At 70.4% G+C, this 18,168-nt stretch carries 18 protein-coding genes; 4 read left to right on the top strand and 14 right to left on the bottom strand.

The features are described from left to right. Positions 1-16: 16 nt before the first annotated feature. Complete coding sequence (locus NS3_RS04255) at positions 17-2,731, bottom strand: FtsK/SpoIIIE family DNA translocase (protein WP_067853843.1); 2,715 nt, start codon at positions 2,729-2,731, stop codon at positions 17-19. Between the two features lie 95 nt (positions 2,732-2,826). After that, complete coding sequence (locus tag NS3_RS04260; protein WP_067853846.1) at positions 2,827-3,450, bottom strand: TIGR03085 family metal-binding protein; 624 nt, start codon at positions 3,448-3,450, stop codon at positions 2,827-2,829. Positions 3,451-3,590: 140 nt separating this feature from the next. Here NS3_RS04260 and NS3_RS04265 point away from each other — a divergent pair, with 140 nt between their 5' ends. Both NS3_RS04265 and NS3_RS04270 read left to right on the top strand, forming a co-directional pair. Beyond that, on the top strand, positions 3,591-3,959 hold the full coding sequence (locus tag NS3_RS04265) for a DUF4189 domain-containing protein (RefSeq protein WP_067853849.1): 369 nt from the start codon (positions 3,591-3,593) through the stop codon (positions 3,957-3,959). A 94-nt stretch (positions 3,960-4,053) separates the two neighbouring features. Beyond that, complete coding sequence (locus tag NS3_RS04270; protein ID WP_067853852.1) at positions 4,054-4,617, top strand: WKL family lipoprotein; 564 nt, start codon at positions 4,054-4,056, stop codon at positions 4,615-4,617. A 127-nt stretch (positions 4,618-4,744) separates the two neighbouring features. Here NS3_RS04270 and NS3_RS04275 read toward each other — a convergent pair whose 3' ends face one another. Continuing rightward, the gene (locus tag NS3_RS04275) at positions 4,745-6,835 is read right to left on the bottom strand and encodes a ribonuclease J (protein ID WP_067853855.1); all 2,091 of its coding nucleotides are present in this window, start codon (positions 6,833-6,835) and stop codon (positions 4,745-4,747) included. After that, complete coding sequence (gene dapA / locus NS3_RS04280; RefSeq protein ID WP_067853858.1) at positions 6,832-7,740, bottom strand: 4-hydroxy-tetrahydrodipicolinate synthase; 909 nt, start codon at positions 7,738-7,740, stop codon at positions 6,832-6,834. The genes NS3_RS04275 and dapA overlap by 4 nt, the downstream gene beginning before the upstream one ends. Positions 7,741-7,888: 148 nt before the next feature. On the opposite strand from dapA, the gene NS3_RS04285 reads away from it, so the two are divergent. Further along, positions 7,889-8,431, top strand: a complete 543-nt coding sequence (locus NS3_RS04285; RefSeq protein ID WP_067853861.1) for a toxin-antitoxin system HicB family antitoxin — start codon at positions 7,889-7,891, stop codon at positions 8,429-8,431. Here the strand turns inward: NS3_RS04285 and NS3_RS04290 are convergent. The 9 genes from NS3_RS04290 to NS3_RS04330 all read right to left on the bottom strand — a co-directional run bounded on the left by NS3_RS04290 (position 8,395) and on the right by NS3_RS04330 (position 17,265). Beyond that, positions 8,395-9,639, bottom strand: a complete 1,245-nt coding sequence (locus NS3_RS04290) for a winged helix-turn-helix domain-containing protein (RefSeq protein ID WP_067853864.1) — start codon at positions 9,637-9,639, stop codon at positions 8,395-8,397. The two genes, NS3_RS04285 and NS3_RS04290, sit on opposite strands and share 37 nt — an antisense overlap. 41 nt (positions 9,640-9,680) lie before the next feature. Then, positions 9,681-10,697 carry a DUF8320 family protein gene (locus tag NS3_RS04295; protein WP_067853867.1) on the bottom strand — a complete coding sequence of 339 codons (1,017 nt, stop codon included), beginning with the start codon at positions 10,695-10,697 and terminating at the stop codon, positions 9,681-9,683. Next, a complete protein-coding gene (locus tag NS3_RS04300; protein WP_174550433.1) occupies positions 10,694-12,154 on the bottom strand; it encodes a sensor histidine kinase in 1,461 nt (486 codons plus the stop codon). The genes NS3_RS04295 and NS3_RS04300 overlap by 4 nt, the downstream gene beginning before the upstream one ends. Beyond that, positions 12,118-12,795 carry a response regulator transcription factor gene (locus NS3_RS04305; RefSeq protein ID WP_245649459.1) on the bottom strand — a complete coding sequence of 226 codons (678 nt, stop codon included), beginning with the start codon at positions 12,793-12,795 and terminating at the stop codon, positions 12,118-12,120. The genes NS3_RS04300 and NS3_RS04305 overlap by 37 nt, the downstream gene beginning before the upstream one ends. A 102-nt stretch (positions 12,796-12,897) precedes the next feature. Further along, positions 12,898-13,350, bottom strand: a complete 453-nt coding sequence (locus NS3_RS04310) for a flavodoxin family protein (RefSeq protein WP_067853873.1) — start codon at positions 13,348-13,350, stop codon at positions 12,898-12,900. Between the two features lie 3 nt (positions 13,351-13,353). Next, a complete protein-coding gene (locus NS3_RS04315; RefSeq protein WP_067854529.1) occupies positions 13,354-13,833 on the bottom strand; it encodes a hypothetical protein in 480 nt (159 codons plus the stop codon). Positions 13,834-13,954: 121 nt separating this feature from the next. Further along, positions 13,955-14,701 (bottom strand): 4-hydroxy-tetrahydrodipicolinate reductase, encoded by a 747-nt coding sequence (gene dapB, locus NS3_RS04320; protein WP_067853876.1) that lies wholly within the window; start codon positions 14,699-14,701, stop codon positions 13,955-13,957. 136 nt (positions 14,702-14,837) lie between these two features. After that, positions 14,838-15,944 carry an alcohol dehydrogenase catalytic domain-containing protein gene (locus tag NS3_RS04325; protein ID WP_067853879.1) on the bottom strand — a complete coding sequence of 369 codons (1,107 nt, stop codon included), beginning with the start codon at positions 15,942-15,944 and terminating at the stop codon, positions 14,838-14,840. A 106-nt stretch (positions 15,945-16,050) separates the two neighbouring features. Next, positions 16,051-17,265 carry an MFS transporter gene (locus tag NS3_RS04330; protein ID WP_067854533.1) on the bottom strand — a complete coding sequence of 405 codons (1,215 nt, stop codon included), beginning with the start codon at positions 17,263-17,265 and terminating at the stop codon, positions 16,051-16,053. 86 nt (positions 17,266-17,351) lie between these two features. Between NS3_RS04330 and NS3_RS04335 the strand changes: the two genes are divergently transcribed. After that, positions 17,352-17,675, top strand: a complete 324-nt coding sequence (locus NS3_RS04335) for an ArsR/SmtB family transcription factor (RefSeq protein ID WP_067853882.1) — start codon at positions 17,352-17,354, stop codon at positions 17,673-17,675. 13 nt (positions 17,676-17,688) lie between these two features. Here the strand turns inward: NS3_RS04335 and NS3_RS04340 are convergent, their stop codons facing one another. Continuing rightward, positions 17,689-18,114, bottom strand: coding sequence for a nuclear transport factor 2 family protein (locus tag NS3_RS04340; protein ID WP_067853885.1), 426 nt, complete (start codon positions 18,112-18,114; stop codon positions 17,689-17,691). Positions 18,115-18,168 lie beyond the last annotated feature (54 nt).

Below are 18,168 nucleotides of genomic sequence, written 5' to 3' on the forward strand. Positions count from 1 at the left end.
GCGCGCCCAGAGCGCGTCAGTCGGCGGATTCCTCGCCGTCCTCGGGGCCGCCCCCACGGATCGAGAACAGCAGACCGTCGAGTTCGTCGGGCTTGACCAGCACATCGCGTGCCTTGGAGCCCTCGCTCGGACCGACGACCCCCCTCGTCTCCATGAGGTCCATGAGCCGCCCCGCCTTGGCGAAGCCGACCCGCAGTTTGCGCTGCAGCATCGAGGTCGAGCCGAACTGCGAGGTCACCACCAGCTCCACCGCCTGCAACAGCAGGTCGAGGTCGTCGCCGATATCGGGATCGACGTCCTTCTTCTCCCCGGCCTTGGCCGCGGTGACGCCTTCCTGGTAATCGGGTTCGGCCTGATTCTTGGTGAAGTCGACGACGGCGTGGATCTCCTCGTCGCTGATGAACGCGCCCTGCAGACGAGTCGGCTTACCCGCGCCCATCGGCAGGAACAGCCCGTCGCCCATGCCGATCAGCTTCTCCGCGCCCGGCTGGTCCAGGATGACCCGGGAGTCGGTGAGCGAAGAGGTCGCGAACGCCAGGCGCGAGGGCACATTCGTCTTGATCAGGCCGGTGACGACATCGACCGAGGGCCGCTGGGTGGCCAGCACCAGATGGATGCCCGCCGCGCGCGCCTTCTGGGTGATGCGCACGATCGCGTCCTCGACGTCGCGGGGCGCGGTCATCATCAGGTCGGCGAGCTCGTCGACGATGGCGAGGATGTACGGGTAGGGCCGGTAGACCCGTTCACTGCCCAGCGGAGCGGTGATCACGCCCGACTTCACCTTCTTGTTGAAGTCGTCGATGTGGCGGACCTTGTTGGCCTGCATGTCCTGGTAGCGCTGCTCCATCTCCTCCACCAGCCAGGCCAGCGCGGCGGCGGCCTTCTTGGGCTGGGTGATGATGGGCGTGATCAGGTGCGGAATGCCCTCGTACGGGGTCAGCTCGACCATCTTCGGGTCGATGAGGATCATCCGCACCTCTTCTGGCGTGGCCCGCTGCAACAACGAGACCAGCATCGAGTTCACGAAACTCGACTTGCCCGACCCGGTGGAGCCCGCGACCAGCAGGTGGGGCATCTTCGCCAGGTTGGCCGAGACGAACTCGCCCTCGATGTTCTTGCCGAGACCGATCACCAGCGGGTGGTGGTCGTTGCGGGTCGAGGGCGCCTTGAGCACGTCGGCCAGGCGCACCAGCTCGCGATCGGCGTTGGGCACCTCGATACCGACCGCCGACTTGCCGGGGATCGGGGCGAGCAGACGCACGTTCTCGGTCGCGACGGCGTAGGCGATATTGCGGGTCAGCGCGGTGATCTTCTCGACCTTCACGCCCGGCCCGAGTTCCACCTCGTAGCGGGTCACCGTCGGGCCGCGCACGAATCCGGTGACCGCGGCGTCGATCTTGAACTGCACCAGCACCTCGGTGATCGCCTCGATCATCGATTCGTTGGCGGCACTGCGCTTCTTGGGCGGATCGCCGTCGGTGAGCAGATTCATCGGCGGCAGCGTGTAATCGCCCTCGATGACCCGGTCGGCGACGAATTCCGGCTCGGGGGGCGGCGGCGGAGTCTGGTCGGCGGCCTTGGGCGCGGCCCGCTTGCGCGGTGCGGGCGCCGCCTCGGCCTGCGGGGCGGCGATCTGCTTCGCCTCGCGCAGCGGCGGTTCGCCGGGCACGATATCGCCGAGCATTTCGGTGACGGCGTCGGATCCGGCGAACTCGTCGGGCGGGTAGTTCTCCTGCGGAGTGCGACCGCGACGGCGGGAGCGGCCGCGGGGCGGACGCCCCGCGGGGTCGTAGCCGACCGGTTCGAAGTCTTCGTCGTATCCGTCGGCCCCGTATCCGTCGGCCCCGTATCCGTCGGCCCCGTATCCGTCGGCCCCGTATCCCTCGCGACCGTATCCGTCGTGACCGTACTCGTCGCCGCCCGCGGCGGTGCCGAACAGCTCACGCAGCCGGTGCGGCACTTCGCGCACCGTGGTTCCGGTGATCAGCAGCAAGCCGAAGACCATGGCCAGCAACAGGATCGGCACCGCGAGCCAGGCGGTCAGGCCATCGGCGAGCGGTCCGCCGAGTACGTAGCCCACGAATCCGGCGGCGTGCGCGCGCTCGTGCGCGCCGGTCGGCGCTCCGGCGGCGAGATGCCAGATCCCCAGCGCGGGCAGCCCGATCAGCACTCCGCCGAGCACCAGTCGCGGCCGGACCTCGGGACGTGCCTCGGTGCGCATCAGCACCACCGCGATACCGGTGGCGACGAACGGCAGTGCCGCCGAGGCGGAACCGGAGATCCAGCGGATGACGCCTTCCACCCACCCGCCGATCGGACCGCCCGCCGAGAGCCAGACCGCGGCGGCGACGACCGCGCTGAGCGCGAGCAACGCCAGCGCGATGCCGTCGCGGCGGTGTCCGTGCTCGATCTCGCCCGCCCGGCTCAGGGTGCGGGTGGTGGCGCCGACACCGCGCGCCACCATGGTCCAGCCACTGCCGAGGCCCCGGCTGAGCACGGCCAGCGGGGCGGTGTCGGAACGGCCGCGCACGGGCTTGCGGGCCGTAGTGGCGCGGGCGCGGGGGGTTCTGTTCGGGCGCGGGGTGCTCGCTCGCGGGGTACCCGAGCGCCCGGTACTCGCGCGGGGCGCGGCTGTCTCGCCCTGTCCTCGGGTACGCGCCGCCGTGGTCCTCCCCCGGGCCGATCCCGCCCGCGCCCGACTGGTCGTGGTGCTGCGGGACTTACCTGCCATGCCCCCAGGCTAGCCGCAAACGCCCCATCGAAACCATCCGCAACACCCGTATCGGGGGTCGAAGGCGTCCGAGGCACTCGCGGCAACGCCGGGATTCAGATGGAGCGGTCGAGCGCGAGCACCGTCCGGACCGCGTCGTCCGCGCCCGTCGCCGCGATCCGCACCTCATCGCGCCCGAAGGCGTGCAGCAACAGTTCGGAGGGCTTCCCGGTGAGCGTCACCCCCGGTCCGTCACCGGAGACGACGGCCACGCTGCGCCCGTCCGGGGTCGCCAGCATGATCGGCACCGGCGACTTCCGATAAGCCAGCCTGCCCATCCTGCGCAGCAGCTTCCACAGCTGATCCTCGTCCTCGGCGGCCAGCTCGCGTGGTTCCCAGCCGGACTCGGCGCGGCGCACATCCTCGTGATGGACGAACATCTCGCTCAGATTCGCCACCGCGTCCACCGGCTTGAGCGGCGACCACCAGGGCGGACCGGTGCGCACCAGTTCCAGCAGACGCTCGAACGGCTGAACGGCCACCTTCGCCTGCACCGACTCCAGCCGTGCGGCCAGCGGGCGCAACAGGATGCCCGGCGCGGCATCGGGCCTGCGTTCCCGAACGATCAAGTGCGCGGCGAGATCTCGCACCGTCCAGGTACCGCACAGGGTCGGCGCGTCCGGCCCCGCCGCATCCATCGCCTCGACCAGTGCTCGCCGTTCACGCTGTGCCATGCTCACATGCCGAACCTATCCGATGAACTCCCAGGGGACATCCCCGCGGCGTGGAACCAGGCGCGTGTTGGCTTTTCGTGGCCGCTGCCGGTTAGCTTGTCAGGGCGTCCATCGGGTCATGGACCATTCATCGAAGGGGAATCGTCTTGAAGAAGTTCTTCGCCGCTGCGGCGGTGATGGTTGCGACCGTCGCGTCGATGCTGGGGGCCGCGGCGCCCGCGCAGGCCGACTACGGCTTCTACGGCGCGATCGCCACCTCGCGCGACGGCGCGTACGGCATCGCGAACAACTACGGCAGCTACGGCGACGCAGAGCAGGCCGCGGTGGACGCCTGCGGCGGGGGCTGCCGCGTCCTGGTCTCCTGGTCGAACGGCTGCGGCGTGCTCGCCAGTTCCTCGAACATGTGGAGCGCCGCCGCGCGATCCAGCTACACCGCCGCGCGCTCGGCCGCTCTGAGCCGACTGTCCGGCGGCTGGGTCGTCGACTGGCGCTGCACCGCGGGCTACTCGCTGTAACCGGTCACCTCACCGTCCCGCCGTGTCGGCGGGCAGACCATTCCGGCGCGTGCCGCACCGGCGGCGCGCGCGAGACTTCCATTCAGGGGAAAACGTGAAGAACCGTACGTTCCGGACGACGCTGGCCATCGCCATGACCGCCGCCGCCTTCGCGCTCGGCGCCTGCAGCTCCGACAGCGACAGCACCTCCGACTCGTCGAGCGCCGCGGCGACCACCGCGCCCGCCGGGCAGTTCGAGGCGGGCGTCGAGGAAGACGCCGCAGTCGAAGGCGTGGCCCCGACCTCCACCACGCCGCCGAACCTGCCCAAGCCCACCGCCGCCGAACTCAACGACCGGCTCACCCGCGCGTTCGACTCCTCGGTCCCCGCCGAGGAGAAGACCTCCTGGATCCAGGACGCCGAGCGGGATCCGCAGCTGGTGGACAAGCTGGTGAACGCGGCCGAGACCAACAACGTGAAGGTGGAGATCACCAACGTCGGTGAGCCGGTGGACGGCAAGCTGAAGGCCGACGCGAACGTGACCATCGACGGCCGCCCGGTGGAGGGCGCCTACGTGGAGTTCGTCGCCGAGGGCGACACCTGGAAGGTCTCGCACGATTTCACCTGTGACATCGTGCGCTCGGCGAAGCTCGATTCGGCCGCCTGCCAGGCACAGTGAGCCCGCGCGGATGACGACCCGCGCGTAGTGACACCCGAAGGGCCGGGAGGAATCCGATTCCTCCCGGCCCTTCGGTTCGATTGCGGCCCTTCGGTTCGATGCGCCGCTTCGAGATGTCCGGGGCGGCTCAGACGCCGATGACGGTGGGCACGATCATCGGGCGGCGACGATAGGTGTCGGCCACCCAGCGGCCCACCACGCGCCGCACGCTCTGCGCGATGCGATGGGTCTCGGTGACGCCCTCGCTCGCCAGCCGCTGCAGTTCCGACTCCACCAGTTCGGCGGCGTCGGCCAGCGCGGTCGGGTCGTCGGAGAAGCCTCGCCCGCTCAATTCCGGTGCGCTGACCGCCTTTCCGGTGGTCTCGTCGATCGCGACGGTGATCGAGATGAAGCCGCCTTCGCCCAGCACCAGACGATCCGACAGCGTCGACTCGCCGACATCGCCGACCGAGAGGCCGTCGACATAGACGTGGCCGACCGGGACCCGCCCGACGATCTCGGCGATGCCGTCCACCAGATCGACCACCACGCCGTCCTCGGCCAGCACCACCCGCTCCTCGGGCACGCCGGTGGCCACCGCGAGCGCGGCATTGGCGCGCAGGTGCCGCCATTCGCCGTGCACCGGCATGGCATTGGTGGGCCGCACCGCGTTGTAGAGGTAGAGCAGTTCGCCCGCCGAGGCGTGCCCGGAGACGTGCACCTTCGCGTTCTGCTGGGTGATGACCGAGGCGCCGAGCCTGGCCAGGCCGTTGACGACGGCGAAGACCGAGTTCTCGTTGCCGGGGATCAGCGAGGACGCCAGCACGACGAGATCGTCGGGACGGATGTGGATCTGCCGGTGATCGCCGCGTGCCATGCGCGAGAGCGCCGAGAGCGGCTCCCCCTGGGAACCGGTGGAGATCAGCACGAGCCGGTCGCTGGGCAGGGTGGCGGCCACGTCCAGGTCGACCACCACGCTCTCGGGCACGGTCAGGTACCCCAGATCCTGGGCGATCTGCATATTGCGGACCATCGAGCGGCCGACGAAACACACTCGGCGGCCGTACTTCTGGGCCACGTCGACCACCTGCTGGATGCGGTGCACATGACTGGCGAAGGAGGCCACGATGACCCGGCCGCGCGCCTTGCCGATGACGGTGTCGAGCACGCCGCCGATCTCACGCTCGGGAGTGACGAATCCGGGCACCTCGGCATTGGTGGAGTCGACCAGGAACAGGTCAACGCCCTCGTCGCCGAGCCGGGAGAATCCGGCCAGGTCGGTGAGCCTGCCGTCCAGCGGCAGCTGGTCGAGCTTGATGTCACCGGTGTGCAGGACCACGCCGGCCGGGGTACGGATGGCGACGGCCAGCGCGTCCGGGATGGAGTGGTTGACCGCGAAGTATTCGCATTCGAACGGGCCGTGGACGGTGGTCTCGCCCTCGGTGACCTCGATGAGCTTGGGGTGCAGCCGGTGTTCGCGGCACTTGGCGGCCACCAGCGCCAGGGTGAACTTGGCGCCGAGCACCGGGATGTCGGGTCTGTTGCGCAGCAGGAACGGCACCGCGCCGATGTGGTCCTCGTGGCCGTGGGTCAGCACGATGGCGACGATGTCGGCCATCCGGTCCTCGATGGGCCGGAAGTCGGGCAGGATCAGGTCGACGCCGGGCTGCTGGTCCTCGGGGAACAGCACGCCGCAGTCGACGATCAGCAGCTTGCCGCCGTACTCGAAAACGGTCATGTTGCGGCCGATTTCGCCGATGCCGCCGAGCGCGAACACCCGTAGCCCGTTCTTGGGCGCCTTCGGCGGAGTGCCGAGCCGGTCCTGGGCGGCCACCACCGGCGCGGACACCGGTTGCTGCTCGCGACCACGCCCCTGCCTGCGGCCGGAGCGCCTGCTACCACCGCCGTCGCCGCGCTTGGCGTCGCCGGTGGTCTTCGCGGGTTCTGAGGCGCTCTTTCCGCTCGCACCGGCATTCCTGCCCGCGTCGCCCGCGGACTTCCCGCCGCCTTCACGACGCGCCTGCGGGGCGACGGCTTCCACGGATGCGCTTGCCTGCGTGGACTTCTCGGCGGGCGTGCCGCTACCGGACGTGTCGGCACCGACGCTCGCGGCGGGCGGCTGCGCGACGACTTCCGCTGCCGGGGCGGCCTGCGTGGCAGCAGCGGACTGTTCCTCCACCGGTGCGGGCGCACCCGCCGGACGGCTTGCGGTGCGACGAGAACGGCGCGGTGATGTCATACGAGTACCCCCGCTGTCCGCAGGTCGGCGGACAGCTGATCGAGTTGCGCGGAATTGGGCATGAGCTGCGGCAGCCTGGGCTCGCCGACATCGATGCCCAGCAGGCGAAGGCCCGCCTTGGTCATCGAGACGCCGCCCAAGCGGGCCATCGCGGCATTGAGCGGCACCAGGCTCGCGTTGATGTCGCGAGCGCGCACCACGTCGCCGGAGGTGAAGGCCTCGTACATCTCGCGCAGCCGCTCGGGCACGAGATGACCGATGACACTGATGAATCCGACCGCGCCGATGGACAGCCACGGCAGGTTGAGGCAATCGTCGCCGGAGTAGTAGTCCAACGACGTGTTGGCGATGATGTCGGCGCCGGAGTTCAGGTCGCCCTTGGCGTCCTTGACCGCGACGATGCGCGGGTGTTCGGCGAGGACACGCAGTGCCTCGGGACCGATCGGAATGATCGATCTGGGTGGAATGTCGTAGAGCGTGACCGGCAGATCGGTCGCGTCGGCCACCGCGGTGAAGTGAGCGATGAGCCCGTCCTGGCTGGGCCGGGAGTAGTACGGGGTGACGACGAGCAGACCGTGCGCGCCCGCGCGCTGGGCATTGCGCGCCAACTCGATCGAGTGCGCGGTGTCGTAGGTGCCCGCGCCCGCGATCACGGTGGCGCGGTCGCCGACGGCGTCGACGACGGCGTGGAGCAGATCGAACTTCTCCGACTCGGTGGTGGTCGGCGATTCACCGGTGGTACCGGAGATGGCGAGCAGGTCGACACCCCGGTCGACGAGGTGGGCGGCCAGGGAGACCCCGGCATCGACATCCAGCTTGCCGTCAGCGCTGAAGGGGGTCACCATCGCGACACCTACCGTGCCGGATGCACGCAGCTCCGTGGGCGTCGATTCACCGTTCGTCATGGTCAGAAAGGCTACCCGGTGCCCGTTCCGCCCTCGACATCGTGACCACCCTACGCGCCGCGCCGCGAACCGGCAGCACATTTCCACGACATCGAGATGATGTCATCTTTTCCTTGCTTGACGCCATTCATGACATCACACTGGTGTCATGAATCTTGAGAAATACACTGCGCAACTACGCGAGAACTTGATATCCGCCGCCGCGCTGGGCGACGAGAAGACCCAGGCCACCGCTGCCGCCCTGGCCTCGGCCACCGAGAACGCCGCACGGCTGGTGCTGCTGGAGGCGCTGTGGGACCTCGCCGCCGACATCGGCGCCGCCCTGCCCGACCGGACCGTGCATCTGGCGACCAACGGCGCCGAGGTCACCGTCGACGTGCGCAAGGACACCGGCGCCGAGCCGCCCACCTTCGAGGAGATGACCGGCGACATCAGCCGGGTCACTCTGCGTCTGGTGGAGCAGATGAAGGCCAAGGCCGAGGAGGCCGCCGCCGCCAACGGGGTCTCGCTGAACTCCTGGCTGTCCCGGGCGGTCGACGGCGCGCTGCGCGAGCAGATGCGCGGCTACGGCCACGGCCACAAGCGCGACACCGGCCGCACCGGCTCCCCCGAGCGACCCAAGCGCGAGGGCGGCGAGGGCGGCGAGGGCGGCGGCTACACCGAACGCGACAGCGCCGACGGCAACAGCTGAGCCGCCAGCTCCGCGGCCAGATCGCCGCGATCGCCGATCACGACGTCGTCGAGTTCGAGCCAGTCGGCCATCTCCCGCAGGGAGCCGGCCAGCGCCCGAGCGACCTGCACCGGATCGTGGCCGGGTTCGGCGAACGCGCCCGGCACCACCAGCCGCCCGTTCGCCCGTTCGGCGCGCAGATCGACACGCCCGGCCAGCCGATCGCCGAGCAGGAAGGCGAAGACGTAGTAGCCGTGCACCCGCTGATCGGCCGGGGTGTAGATCTCGATGCGGTAGTGGAAGTCGAAGACCCGCCGAGCGCGCGGGCGGAAGAAGATCACCGGGTCGAACGGGCACAGCAGCGCGGCAGCCGACATCCGCCTGGGCACCGCCGCGCCGGAGCGCAGGTAGGCGGGGGCGTCCCAGCCGTCGACCGACACCGGCTCCAGCTCTCCAGCGTCCACGAGATCGGCGACGGCGGGAACGGTCTGGGCGCGATGCAGCCGGTAGTAGTCACGCAGGTCGGCCTCGGTGGCGATGCCGAGCGCGGTCGATGCCCGGCGCACCAGTTCACGCACCGCCTCGTCCTCGGGCACGGCGCGGGCCAGTATGTCCGGTGCTATCACCCGCTCGGTGAGGTCGTAGTACCGGGTGAAGCCCACCCGGCGGTCGATGGCCAGTTCGCCGGCGGCGAAGAGCTGCTCGCAGACCAGTTTGGTGTCGCTGAGATTCCACCAGCTGCCCTTCGGGCGTGGCCGGTCCAATTCGAGATGTCGTTCCACCTCGCTCGCGGTGCACGCGCCCTGTTCCCGGACCACGGCCAGGATGTCGTCGCCGAGACGCGGGTTGCGCTCGAGTGTCCGGCGCATCCCGGCCCAGCGCCCGTACCGGTACTTCTCCATCCGCCAGCGCATCAGCGGCCAGTCCTCGACCGGCATCAGCGCGGCCTCGTGTGCCCAGTACTCGACGAGCCTTCGTGGCCTGCGGGCGCTATGGCTCCAGGCCGCCTCGTCGAGCAGCGCGCGATCGTAGGGCCCGATGCGGCTGAACACCGGCGCGTAGTGCGCGCGCACCACTGCCGAGACCGAATCCAGTTGCAGCAGCTGGGTTCTGGCGATCACGTCGAGAACAGATCGCCGGGTGGGCGGCGACGACCGCGTCCCGCGCCTGCCGAATCCCTGGGCCGCCAGCGCCGTACGCCGTGCGGCGGCCGCACTCATGCTCCGCATGGGGCGAACTCTGCCACGCCCCACCGACATTCCCGGCCGGCTCAGGTGCTGACCGTCGACCGGCCTTCCCGATCGATGTCCGTGCGCCGGTCGACGGACCCGCCGTCGACGAGGACGGTGGCCAGCAGTCTGCGAGCGGGAGGCAGTACCCGGATGGTGACGGTCCCGCATTCGGCGGCGGTGAGTTCCTCGACGGCCAGCGCGAAGACCTGCTCACGGACGGTGCGCGCGACGCCGGCGAAACCGCCGTCGTCGAGCAGCACCACCTCGACCCCGCGGGAGCGGGCGATACGGGCCGCGCGGCCGATCTCGTCGGTGGCCAGTTGCGGCGCGCGCAGCCGGTCGCGCAGTTCGGCTTCCAGCAACCGGCACTGTTCCCGCTCGCCCGGGTCCAGGTCGGCGCCCTCGGCGATGCGCTCGAGCATCGGGCGCGCGACCTTGTCCAGCTCGGCCAGTTGCCGATCGCGTTCGGCGTTCTCGGCGGCCAAGGTGGCCTCGGCGGCCGCTCGCACGGTCGCCTCGGTGCGCAGCGAGCGCAGCGAGCGCTGGGTCGGACCCATGATCGCGACCGCCACCGAGACCGCCGCGACGGTCATCATCGGCACATCCGTGGCCGTGAACGGACTGTCGATCCCGGCCAGGTCGGTCAGCAACACCACCAGCATCACTCCGGCGACACCGCCCCAGGCCACCCAGAACCGGCCGCACAACACCAGAATGGCCAGCACATAGAACGCGGCGAAGATGGTGGCCGGAGTGACCACCGCGCCCTCGCGGGGGAAACTGCGGCTCAGCGTGGTCGCGATCAGCACCGCCACGATCACGGACAGCGACGCCCGCCACGGCAGCGGCTCCTGCTCGACCAGCACCACGATCGCGCCCGCCACGGCGATCAGCACCAGCACCATCACCGCAGGGATCAACCGGATGGTGCCGAAATTGTGCAGGGTGTACAGCCCGAGAGTCGCCTGCAACAACACCAGGAACTGCCAGGCCCCCCGACCGCGCAGATGGAGCAGTTCGCGCAGACTCCCGTCCACGGCCGATTCGCTGGTCATACTCCCTCCCGTGGCACAGTCAGCGCACGTCCCCGGTCCCGCGCGAGCGGATCCCGATCAGCCGGCCGGGCCGAATCGCTAACCGGGAGCGAGTCGACCATGTCCTGTCGGTCGGCGGATTGCGCCAGGTCGATCAGCGCCTGCGGGGCCGAGTGTTCCTGTCGAGCGGTCCAACTCAACGTGACCGCGGTGCCCTGCCCGGGACGCGAGACGATCTCGGCGGCGCCGCCGGGAACACTGCGCATCCGGCCGAGGATGCTCACACTCAGGCCGAGGCGGTCGACCGGCACCTTGTGCGGGTCGAATCCGGCGCCGTCGTCGTCCACCCGCACCCGTACCCCGGTCCGGTCCACCGTCAGGGCGCACCCGCGCCGGACGACGCGACCACCCGCCGACGCGTGCCGCAGGCTGTTGCGCACCGCCTCGACGGCGGCCGCGGTCACGGTGCCCACGGTGTCGACCGGCATCCGCAGGGCCTCGCCGCCGGGATCGCAGCTCACCTCGACGGCGAGGTCCGGGTCCACCTCGCGCACCGCCGCGATCAGGAACGTGCTCACCGCGTGGGCGTCGAACCGTTCGGAGCCGCCGGTACCCCCGCGCAGGGCGTCCAGTTGTTCGAGGGTGCGGGCGGCCTGATCGCGGAGCACCGGCGACTCGGTGCCCGCGCGGGAAGCGTCGAGCAGGGTCGAGAGCACGGCGTCATGGATCAGCGCGGCGAAGCGGGCGCGTTCCCTGTCGCGCGCGGCTGCGCCGGCGACTCGGGCGGCGCAAGCGCCCGCTTGGGCCGCCTCTCTGTCCACGGCGGCCGCGCCCGCCTGAGCGTAGATCGAGCACCACATGAACAGCGCGCACAGCCCGATGGAGCGCAAGAGCACCCCGAAATACCACGACACCGAAGGGTCGGTGATGACGGACAGGCTCCCGAGCGCGAGCACCACGTTGCCCACCAGCATGTAGGCAATGGCCGGGCAGGGACGCCAGGCCAGCGAGGCCGCGGTCGCGCCGACCGAGAAGACCCGGAACATCCAGGTGGCCATCGACTCGGGCACCGTCTGGTCGAAACCGACCGACACCAGCGTCGCGGCCGCGAGATAGCTCACCGCGGTGGCACCCGCCATCGACCGGACGAACCGTACCGAGCCGATCACAGCCACCGCCGCCAGCACGGGGAACAGCGCGAAGGCGGCGATCGAGGCCGCCGTCGCCCAGCCGCTGAGCGCCGAGAAGTGCTCGAGCAGCTTGGGCAGGTCCAGCACCGCCGCGATCAGGCCCGCACACCCGACCGCCAGAGCCAACCGCCGCACCATCCGGTCCGCGGCGGGTTCGGGGCGCATCCCCAGCAACGGACGCGACTCCCACTGCCGCGACAACCACTGCCACATCGGCGCCCGGCCGAGGGTACGGGTGTCCGCGGGCGCGGTCATCCGCGCGGCGCTCGCTCGGGAACCGGCAGCCATCCGTCCTCGACGGCGCGCTTGTAGAGATCGGTCTTGGTGGGCGCGGGCCTTCCGGCGTCGGCGTATTTCTGGCGGATGCGGCCGAGGTAATCGTTGACGGTCTGCTCCGACAGCCCGGTCATCCGCGCCACCCTCGACGCCTTCTCCCCCGAGGCATAGAGGGTGAGCACTTCCTCCTGCCGCGGGCTGAGCCCGACATCGGAGAGCTGCGGGTCGCCGTCGATGGCGGCCGCCCAGTCGGTGGTCACCACCTGTTCCCCGGAAGCGGCCCGGCGCACCGCCGCCACCACCGTCTCCGCGCTCTCGGACTTGCGCAGCACCCCCAGCACACCGGCCTTGGCGGCCGAGCGCACCAGGAAGGGATTCTCGGCGCCGGTGAACACCAGGACCTCCGCACCGCGTTCGCGCAGCGTGCGCACATTGTCCTCGGGGGCGGAGCCGTCGGCCAACCGCAGATCGAGGATGACCAGATCCAGGTCGAGCTCGCGCCCGGTCCGCTCGAGCAGCCCGGCGACCGTGCGCGCCGAATGCACCACCTCGAGGTCCGGTTCACCGGCGAGTATCGCGGCCAATCCGATCGCGACCGACTCGTGATCCTCGACCAACGCGATCCGATATCGCTTCCCCACAACGGAACTCACCACACGCTCCCATCCTCTGCACGCCTGTCGACACCCTATGATGTCAACTTGCAGTATGACGGTTCACGAACAAACATGTTCGGTCAGCATGCGTCGACCGGGTCACCCCATCAGTGTCGCGGCGACGGTCGCGCCGAGATTCCAGCACGCCTCCACCTCGGCCTTGTCCGGCTCGCCGGAGACCACGACGGTGTCGACGGCCTGTTCCCAGCCCAGACCGGTGGTGATGGCCGTCAGCGCGCGCTGAGCTCCCTCGGTGCCCTCGTTGCCGTGCAGCCAGACCCCGAACGGCCTGCCCCGCGTCGAATCGAGGATCTGGTAGTAGGCGCTGTCGAAGGCGTGCTTGAGGGCCCCCGAGATGTACCCCAGGTTGACGGGGGTGCCGAGCAGATAACCGTCGGCTGCCAAGAAGTCGGCGGGCGAGCAGGTCAGCGCCGGACGCCGGACGACCTGCACCCCGTCGATCTCGGGATCGGTGGCCCCGGCCAGCACCGCCTCGAACATTTCCTGGCAGTGCGGAGACGGGGTGTGGTGGACGATCAGCAGCCTCGCCATCGCTCAGTCCTCCTGTTCCCGGTCTTCCTGTCGCCGGCCCTCCTGGTCGCGGGCTCCGTGTTCGCGTTCCAGCCGCTCGAGGGCGACCGCGCGGCGCATGGTCTCACGGGCACGCGAGCGGTCGCCGGCGTAGTCGTAGGCGCGGGCCAGCCGGTAGGAGACCCGCCAATTGTCCGGGTCGGCCTCCCATTCCCGCTTGACCTGCGCGAACAATTCGTCGGCGGCGACGCGCTCGATGCGTCCGGACGGCCTGCGCGGCAATTCGGAAACATCCAGTTCCAGCCCCTCGTCGTGCATGCGCCGGGCCAGGTGCTGGTGGGCGAGCGCGGCGCGTATCGAGCCCACCACCATCCACACGCCGAGGATCGGCAGCAGCAGTACACCGACGCCGATGGCAGCGCCGGCGACCTCACCGGAGGTGAGCAGGGCGAACGCCATCCGGCCCAGCAGTAGGAAGTAGAACGCCAGTGCCAGGACCAGCATCGCGATGAACGCGACGGTCTTGGCGCTCCGGCGGCCGTCGCCGGAGCCCTCCGCCGGGCTCACCGGCGCGCCTCGGCGAAGACCAGGGCGGATCCGTGCGGGACCGACGGCTTCCGGGGGCTCACAGATCGAGGAACGGGTCGAGGCCCACCGTGAGCCCGGGGCGCTTCGCGATCTCGCGGACGCCGAGCAGCACGCCGGGAGCGAAGGAAGACCGATCGATCGAATCGTGGCGGATGGTCAGCGTCTCGCCCTGGGTGCCGAAGAGCACCTCTTGGTGGGCGACGAGCCCGGCCAGGCGCACCGAGTGCACCCGGACGCCGTCCACATCGGCGCCGCGCGCGCCCTCGAGTTCGGTGGTGGTGGCGTCGGGACTGCGCCCGACACCGGCGCGCTGCCTGGCCTCGGCGATCAGCCCGGCGGTGCGGTAAGCCGTACCGGAGGGCGCGTCGGCCTTGTTGGGGTGATGCAACTCGATGACCTCGACCGAGTCGAAGAACCGGGCCGCCTGCTCGGCGAAGCGCATCGACAGCACCGCGCCGATGGCGAAGTTCGGCGCGATCAGCACGCCGGTGCTCGGGCTACCCGACAGCCGGTCGCGCACCTCGTCCAGGCGGGCGGCGTCGAAGCCGGTGGTGCCGACGACGGCATGGATGCCGTTGTTCACCAGGAACTCCAGGTTGCCCATCACCACGTCGGGATGGGTGAAGTCGACCACCACCTGGGCGCCGGACTCGATGAAGATCTCCAGCGCGTCGCCCTTGTCGACCTCGGCGACCAGTTCCAGGTCGTCCGCCGCCTGTACCGCCGCGCAGATCTCCTGTCCGACTTTCCCGCGTGCTCCCAGCACTCCGACCCGAATGGTCACCGCACCTCCTCGTATCGCTGGTGTCGCCGCAAAGCCTATCGAGCGCCCGTGCACGACGAACGCGGCCCCGCTCCCGATCGGGGCGAGGAGCCGCCGTGCCCGGCGTATCGGGAAACGCTGGAACGGCGCGTTCGAGTCAGTCGAACACGATCACCTGGCGCAGGGCGTGCCCCGTCGCGAGTTCGTCCATCGCCCGATTGATCTGGTCGAGTCCGATGTGCGCCGACACCAGGCGTTCGACCGGCAGCTCGCCCGCGCGCCACAGGCGGACGTAGGCGGGGATGTCGCGCGAAGGCACCGCCGAACCCAGATAGCTGCCGACGATGGAGCGGCCCTGCGCCACCAGTGCGAGCGGCGAGATGCTCGCCCGCGCGTCCGGGGCGGGCAGGCCGACGGTGACGGTGGTGCCGCCCGCGGCGGTCGCGCCGACGGCGGTCTCGAAGGCGCGCACATTGCCCGCGGCCTCGACGACCACCTCGGCCTGCACGCCCTTCTCGGTGACCTCGGCCGGGGTATAGGCGGCGGTGGCGCCCAATTCCCTTGCCGATGCCAGCTTTTCCGGCACGGTATCGACCGCGATCACCTCCGGTACGCCGAGCGACACCGCGACCAGCACCGCCGCCATGCCGACGCCGCCGAGACCGACCACCATCACACGGTCGTTCGGCCCCGGCTTCGCCGAATTCAGCAGCGCGCCGCCGCCGGTGAGCACCGCACAGCCGAGCACGGCCGCCACCTCCGGCGGCACATCGTCGTCTACGGGCACCACCGAGCGGCGATCGACCACCGCGTGCGTGGCGAACGCGGAGACCCCGAGATGGTGATGCACCCGCTCGCCGTCGCGCCGTAACCGGCTGCCGCCGTTGAGCAGCACCCCCTCGTTGTTGGCGACGCTGCCCGGCACGCAGGGCATCCGCCCTTCGCTGCGGCAACCGGCGCAGTCCCCGCAGCGCGGGAGGAAGGTCATCACGACCCGCTGCCCGACGGCGATGTCGCTGTCGCCGGAACCGACAGCCTCGACCCGGCCCGCCGCCTCGTGCCCCAGCAGCATCGGCACCGGCCGGACCCGATTGCCGTCCACCACCGACAGGTCCGAGTGACAGAGCCCGGCCGCCTCGATACGCACCAGCAACTCCCCGGGCCCCGGCTCCGCGAGTTCCAGATCGCACACGCTGATCGGCCGTGACTCGGTGAACGGAGCCTGCGCCCCGATCCGCTCCAGAACCGCGCCTCGAATCCTCATACGCCGCACGCTACCGCCGCGGTGCCCGGTCCACGAGGCCCGTGTCCCTCCGACCGCCGGGGTTGGCTCGACGACCGTGGGTGACGGTCGGCCGTCACAGGGGCGGTCAGCGCACGACGGCGTCGATCCGGTTGCGGCGCAGGCCGAGCCCGGCCGCTCCCAGGCAGGCCACCGCGACCAGCGTGATGAACCACGGGAACACCTGCTCGATGCCCCAGGTGGTGGCGGCCCAGCCCGCCGCCACCGTGGGCAGAGCCATCGCCGAGTAGGCGAGCAGGTAGTAGGCCGACATGGTTTCCCCGCGCTTGTGCTGGGGCACCACCTCCGACAGATGCCGCAGCGAGCCGCCGAAACCGAGGCCGAAGGTGGCGCCGAGGGCGATGCCCGCGCCGAGTACCGCGATCCAACTGTGGGTGGCGAGCGCGGGCACGGTGAGCAGCAGCGCGGCGGCCATGCCGGTGTCGCCGATGATGGCGGCGCGACGGGCGGGGACGCCGTGGGCCACCAACTGCACGGCAGCGCCGGACAGCGCCGTCGAGGCGACCACCGCACCGCCGAAGACGAGATTGTGGATGCCGGTCTGCTGCGCGGCCAGCGAGGGATACAGCGACAGCAATACGCCGAGCACCGACCAGGCCGCCATCACGCCGATCGCCGAGAACCAGAAGTCGGCGCGAATCTCCTGCGGCACGGCAGGTTTCGCGATACGAATGGCGCCGGGAACGCGCGCGCCGTGCGGTTCGCGCAGCATCAGCACACCGGCGCCGACGGCCAGGCAGAGCACGGTGATCACGACGTAGGGCGTGCGCAGCGGGTGCGGCGCGTACTGGGCAAGCAGTGCCGAGCCCAGGATCGCCACGGCCATACCGACATTGAAGGCGACGCCGCTCAACTGCCCGGACCGGGCACCGTGCCGCGGGCGCAGGTCCAGCAGCGCCGCGGCGCCCGCCACCACCGTCGAGCCGACCGCGAGACCGTGTAATGCCCTGGCCAGCAACAACATCGGCACCGAGTCGGCGAGCAGGAACACCGCGAGTCCGGCGATCAGGACGACGAAGGCGCCGATCAGCACCGGCTTGCGGCCGACGACGTCGGAGATCCGCCCCGACACCAGGACCGCGGCCAGCGCGGCGAGCGCGTACACCGCGAACACCAGCGTCGTGGTGAACGGCGACAGTTGCCATTGCTGTTCGTAGAGGCCGTACAGCGGCGCGGGCACGCCGGAGACGCCGAGAGCGACACCGGTGGCCGCCAGCACCAGTCCGTAGGCCCATCGCTGCGTGGCGGGCCGATCGTCGACCACTGTCGTCAACGCTGTCATCGACGCTCCCCATCCGGTAAGTTTGATGTAGATCAAACCCAGGTTACATTTGGTTCGATGATCGTCAAACCACCGGGGAGAATCGCATGACCGACGCGCAACCCGAACCCGCACCGCCCGTCGCCGCGCTGCCCACCGTGCTGGGCGCGCTCCAGGATCCGGTCCGCCTGGAGATGGTGCGCAGATTGAGCAACGCCGGTGACGCGGTGCGCTGCAGCGCCCTCTACGACGCGATCAACAAATCGACCGCCACCCATCACTTCAAGATCCTGCACAAGGCCGGTCTGGTGGAGCGGGTCGTCATCGAAGGAAACACCTGCCAGCGTCTGCGCACCGAGGACCTGGAAACCGCGCTGCCCGGCCTGCTGGCCTCGGTGGTCGGCGCGGCCAACCGCGCGCATCGGGACTGACGCCTCTGTCCGCTCAGCAGGTGTCGTATCGCCAGGTTCCGTCGACGTACTTCCACGTGGCGGGCTCGGCGTCGTCCTCTCCCGCCCGCTCGTCGGTGTGCCGGACGGTGACCTGCCCGGTATCGCCGGTGACGGCCACGGTGATGTCCGGTTCGGACGCGCCGAGGTCCCGGCCCGCGTATCGCTGCGACATCTCCTCGACGTACGCCTCCTGGCCGAGCGTGAGCCGGCAACGCGCCGAGTGGAATCGGTAGGCCGCCGGATAGTCGCCCTCGGCGATGGCCCGCGACCACTGCTGCGCGGCCGTACGCAAGGCGGCCTCGCTCGATCCCGCCGACCCGGCGGAATCGTCGGCGGCGCCGTCGGCGCAGGCACCCGCCACCGCTGTCACGATCATGAGCGCACCCGCCGCGCGAACGACTCGTCCGATTCGGATCATCCGATCTCCTCTACCGATGAGGGGCCGTCCCCGCGCGAGGACAGGCCAGGAACC

Origin of the sequence: Nocardia shimofusensis NBRC 100134 (assembly GCF_001613125.1) — a bacterium.
Classification (GTDB): Bacteria; Actinomycetota; Actinomycetes; order Mycobacteriales; family Mycobacteriaceae; genus Nocardia; species Nocardia shimofusensis.

What these genes read in the sequence shown, in the direction of transcription:
- NS3_RS04255 (WP_067853843.1), bottom strand. Translation starts at nt 2,731, where the DNA reads ATGGCAGGTAAGTCCCGCAGCACCACGACCAGTCGGGCGCGGGCGGGA.
- NS3_RS04275 (WP_067853855.1), bottom strand. Translation starts at nt 6,835, where the DNA reads ATGACATCACCGCGCCGTTCTCGTCGCACCGCAAGCCGTCCGGCGGGT.
- dapA (WP_067853858.1), bottom strand. Translation starts at nt 7,740, where the DNA reads ATGACGAACGGTGAATCGACGCCCACGGAGCTGCGTGCATCCGGCACG.
- NS3_RS04285 (WP_067853861.1), top strand. Translation starts at nt 7,889, where the DNA reads ATGAATCTTGAGAAATACACTGCGCAACTACGCGAGAACTTGATATCC.
- NS3_RS04290 (WP_067853864.1), bottom strand. Translation starts at nt 9,639, where the DNA reads ATGCGGAGCATGAGTGCGGCCGCCGCACGGCGTACGGCGCTGGCGGCC.
- NS3_RS04295 (WP_067853867.1), bottom strand. Translation starts at nt 10,697, where the DNA reads ATGACCAGCGAATCGGCCGTGGACGGGAGTCTGCGCGAACTGCTCCAT.
- NS3_RS04300 (WP_174550433.1), bottom strand. Translation starts at nt 12,154, where the DNA reads ATGGCTGCCGGTTCCCGAGCGAGCGCCGCGCGGATGACCGCGCCCGCG.
- NS3_RS04310 (WP_067853873.1), bottom strand. Translation starts at nt 13,350, where the DNA reads ATGGCGAGGCTGCTGATCGTCCACCACACCCCGTCTCCGCACTGCCAG.
- NS3_RS04315 (WP_067854529.1), bottom strand. Translation starts at nt 13,833, where the DNA reads ATGCTGGTCCTGGCACTGGCGTTCTACTTCCTACTGCTGGGCCGGATG.
- NS3_RS04325 (WP_067853879.1), bottom strand. Translation starts at nt 15,944, where the DNA reads ATGAGGATTCGAGGCGCGGTTCTGGAGCGGATCGGGGCGCAGGCTCCG.
- NS3_RS04330 (WP_067854533.1), bottom strand. Translation starts at nt 17,265, where the DNA reads ATGACAGCGTTGACGACAGTGGTCGACGATCGGCCCGCCACGCAGCGA.
- NS3_RS04335 (WP_067853882.1), top strand. Translation starts at nt 17,352, where the DNA reads ATGACCGACGCGCAACCCGAACCCGCACCGCCCGTCGCCGCGCTGCCC.
- NS3_RS04340 (WP_067853885.1), bottom strand. Translation starts at nt 18,114, where the DNA reads ATGATCCGAATCGGACGAGTCGTTCGCGCGGCGGGTGCGCTCATGATC.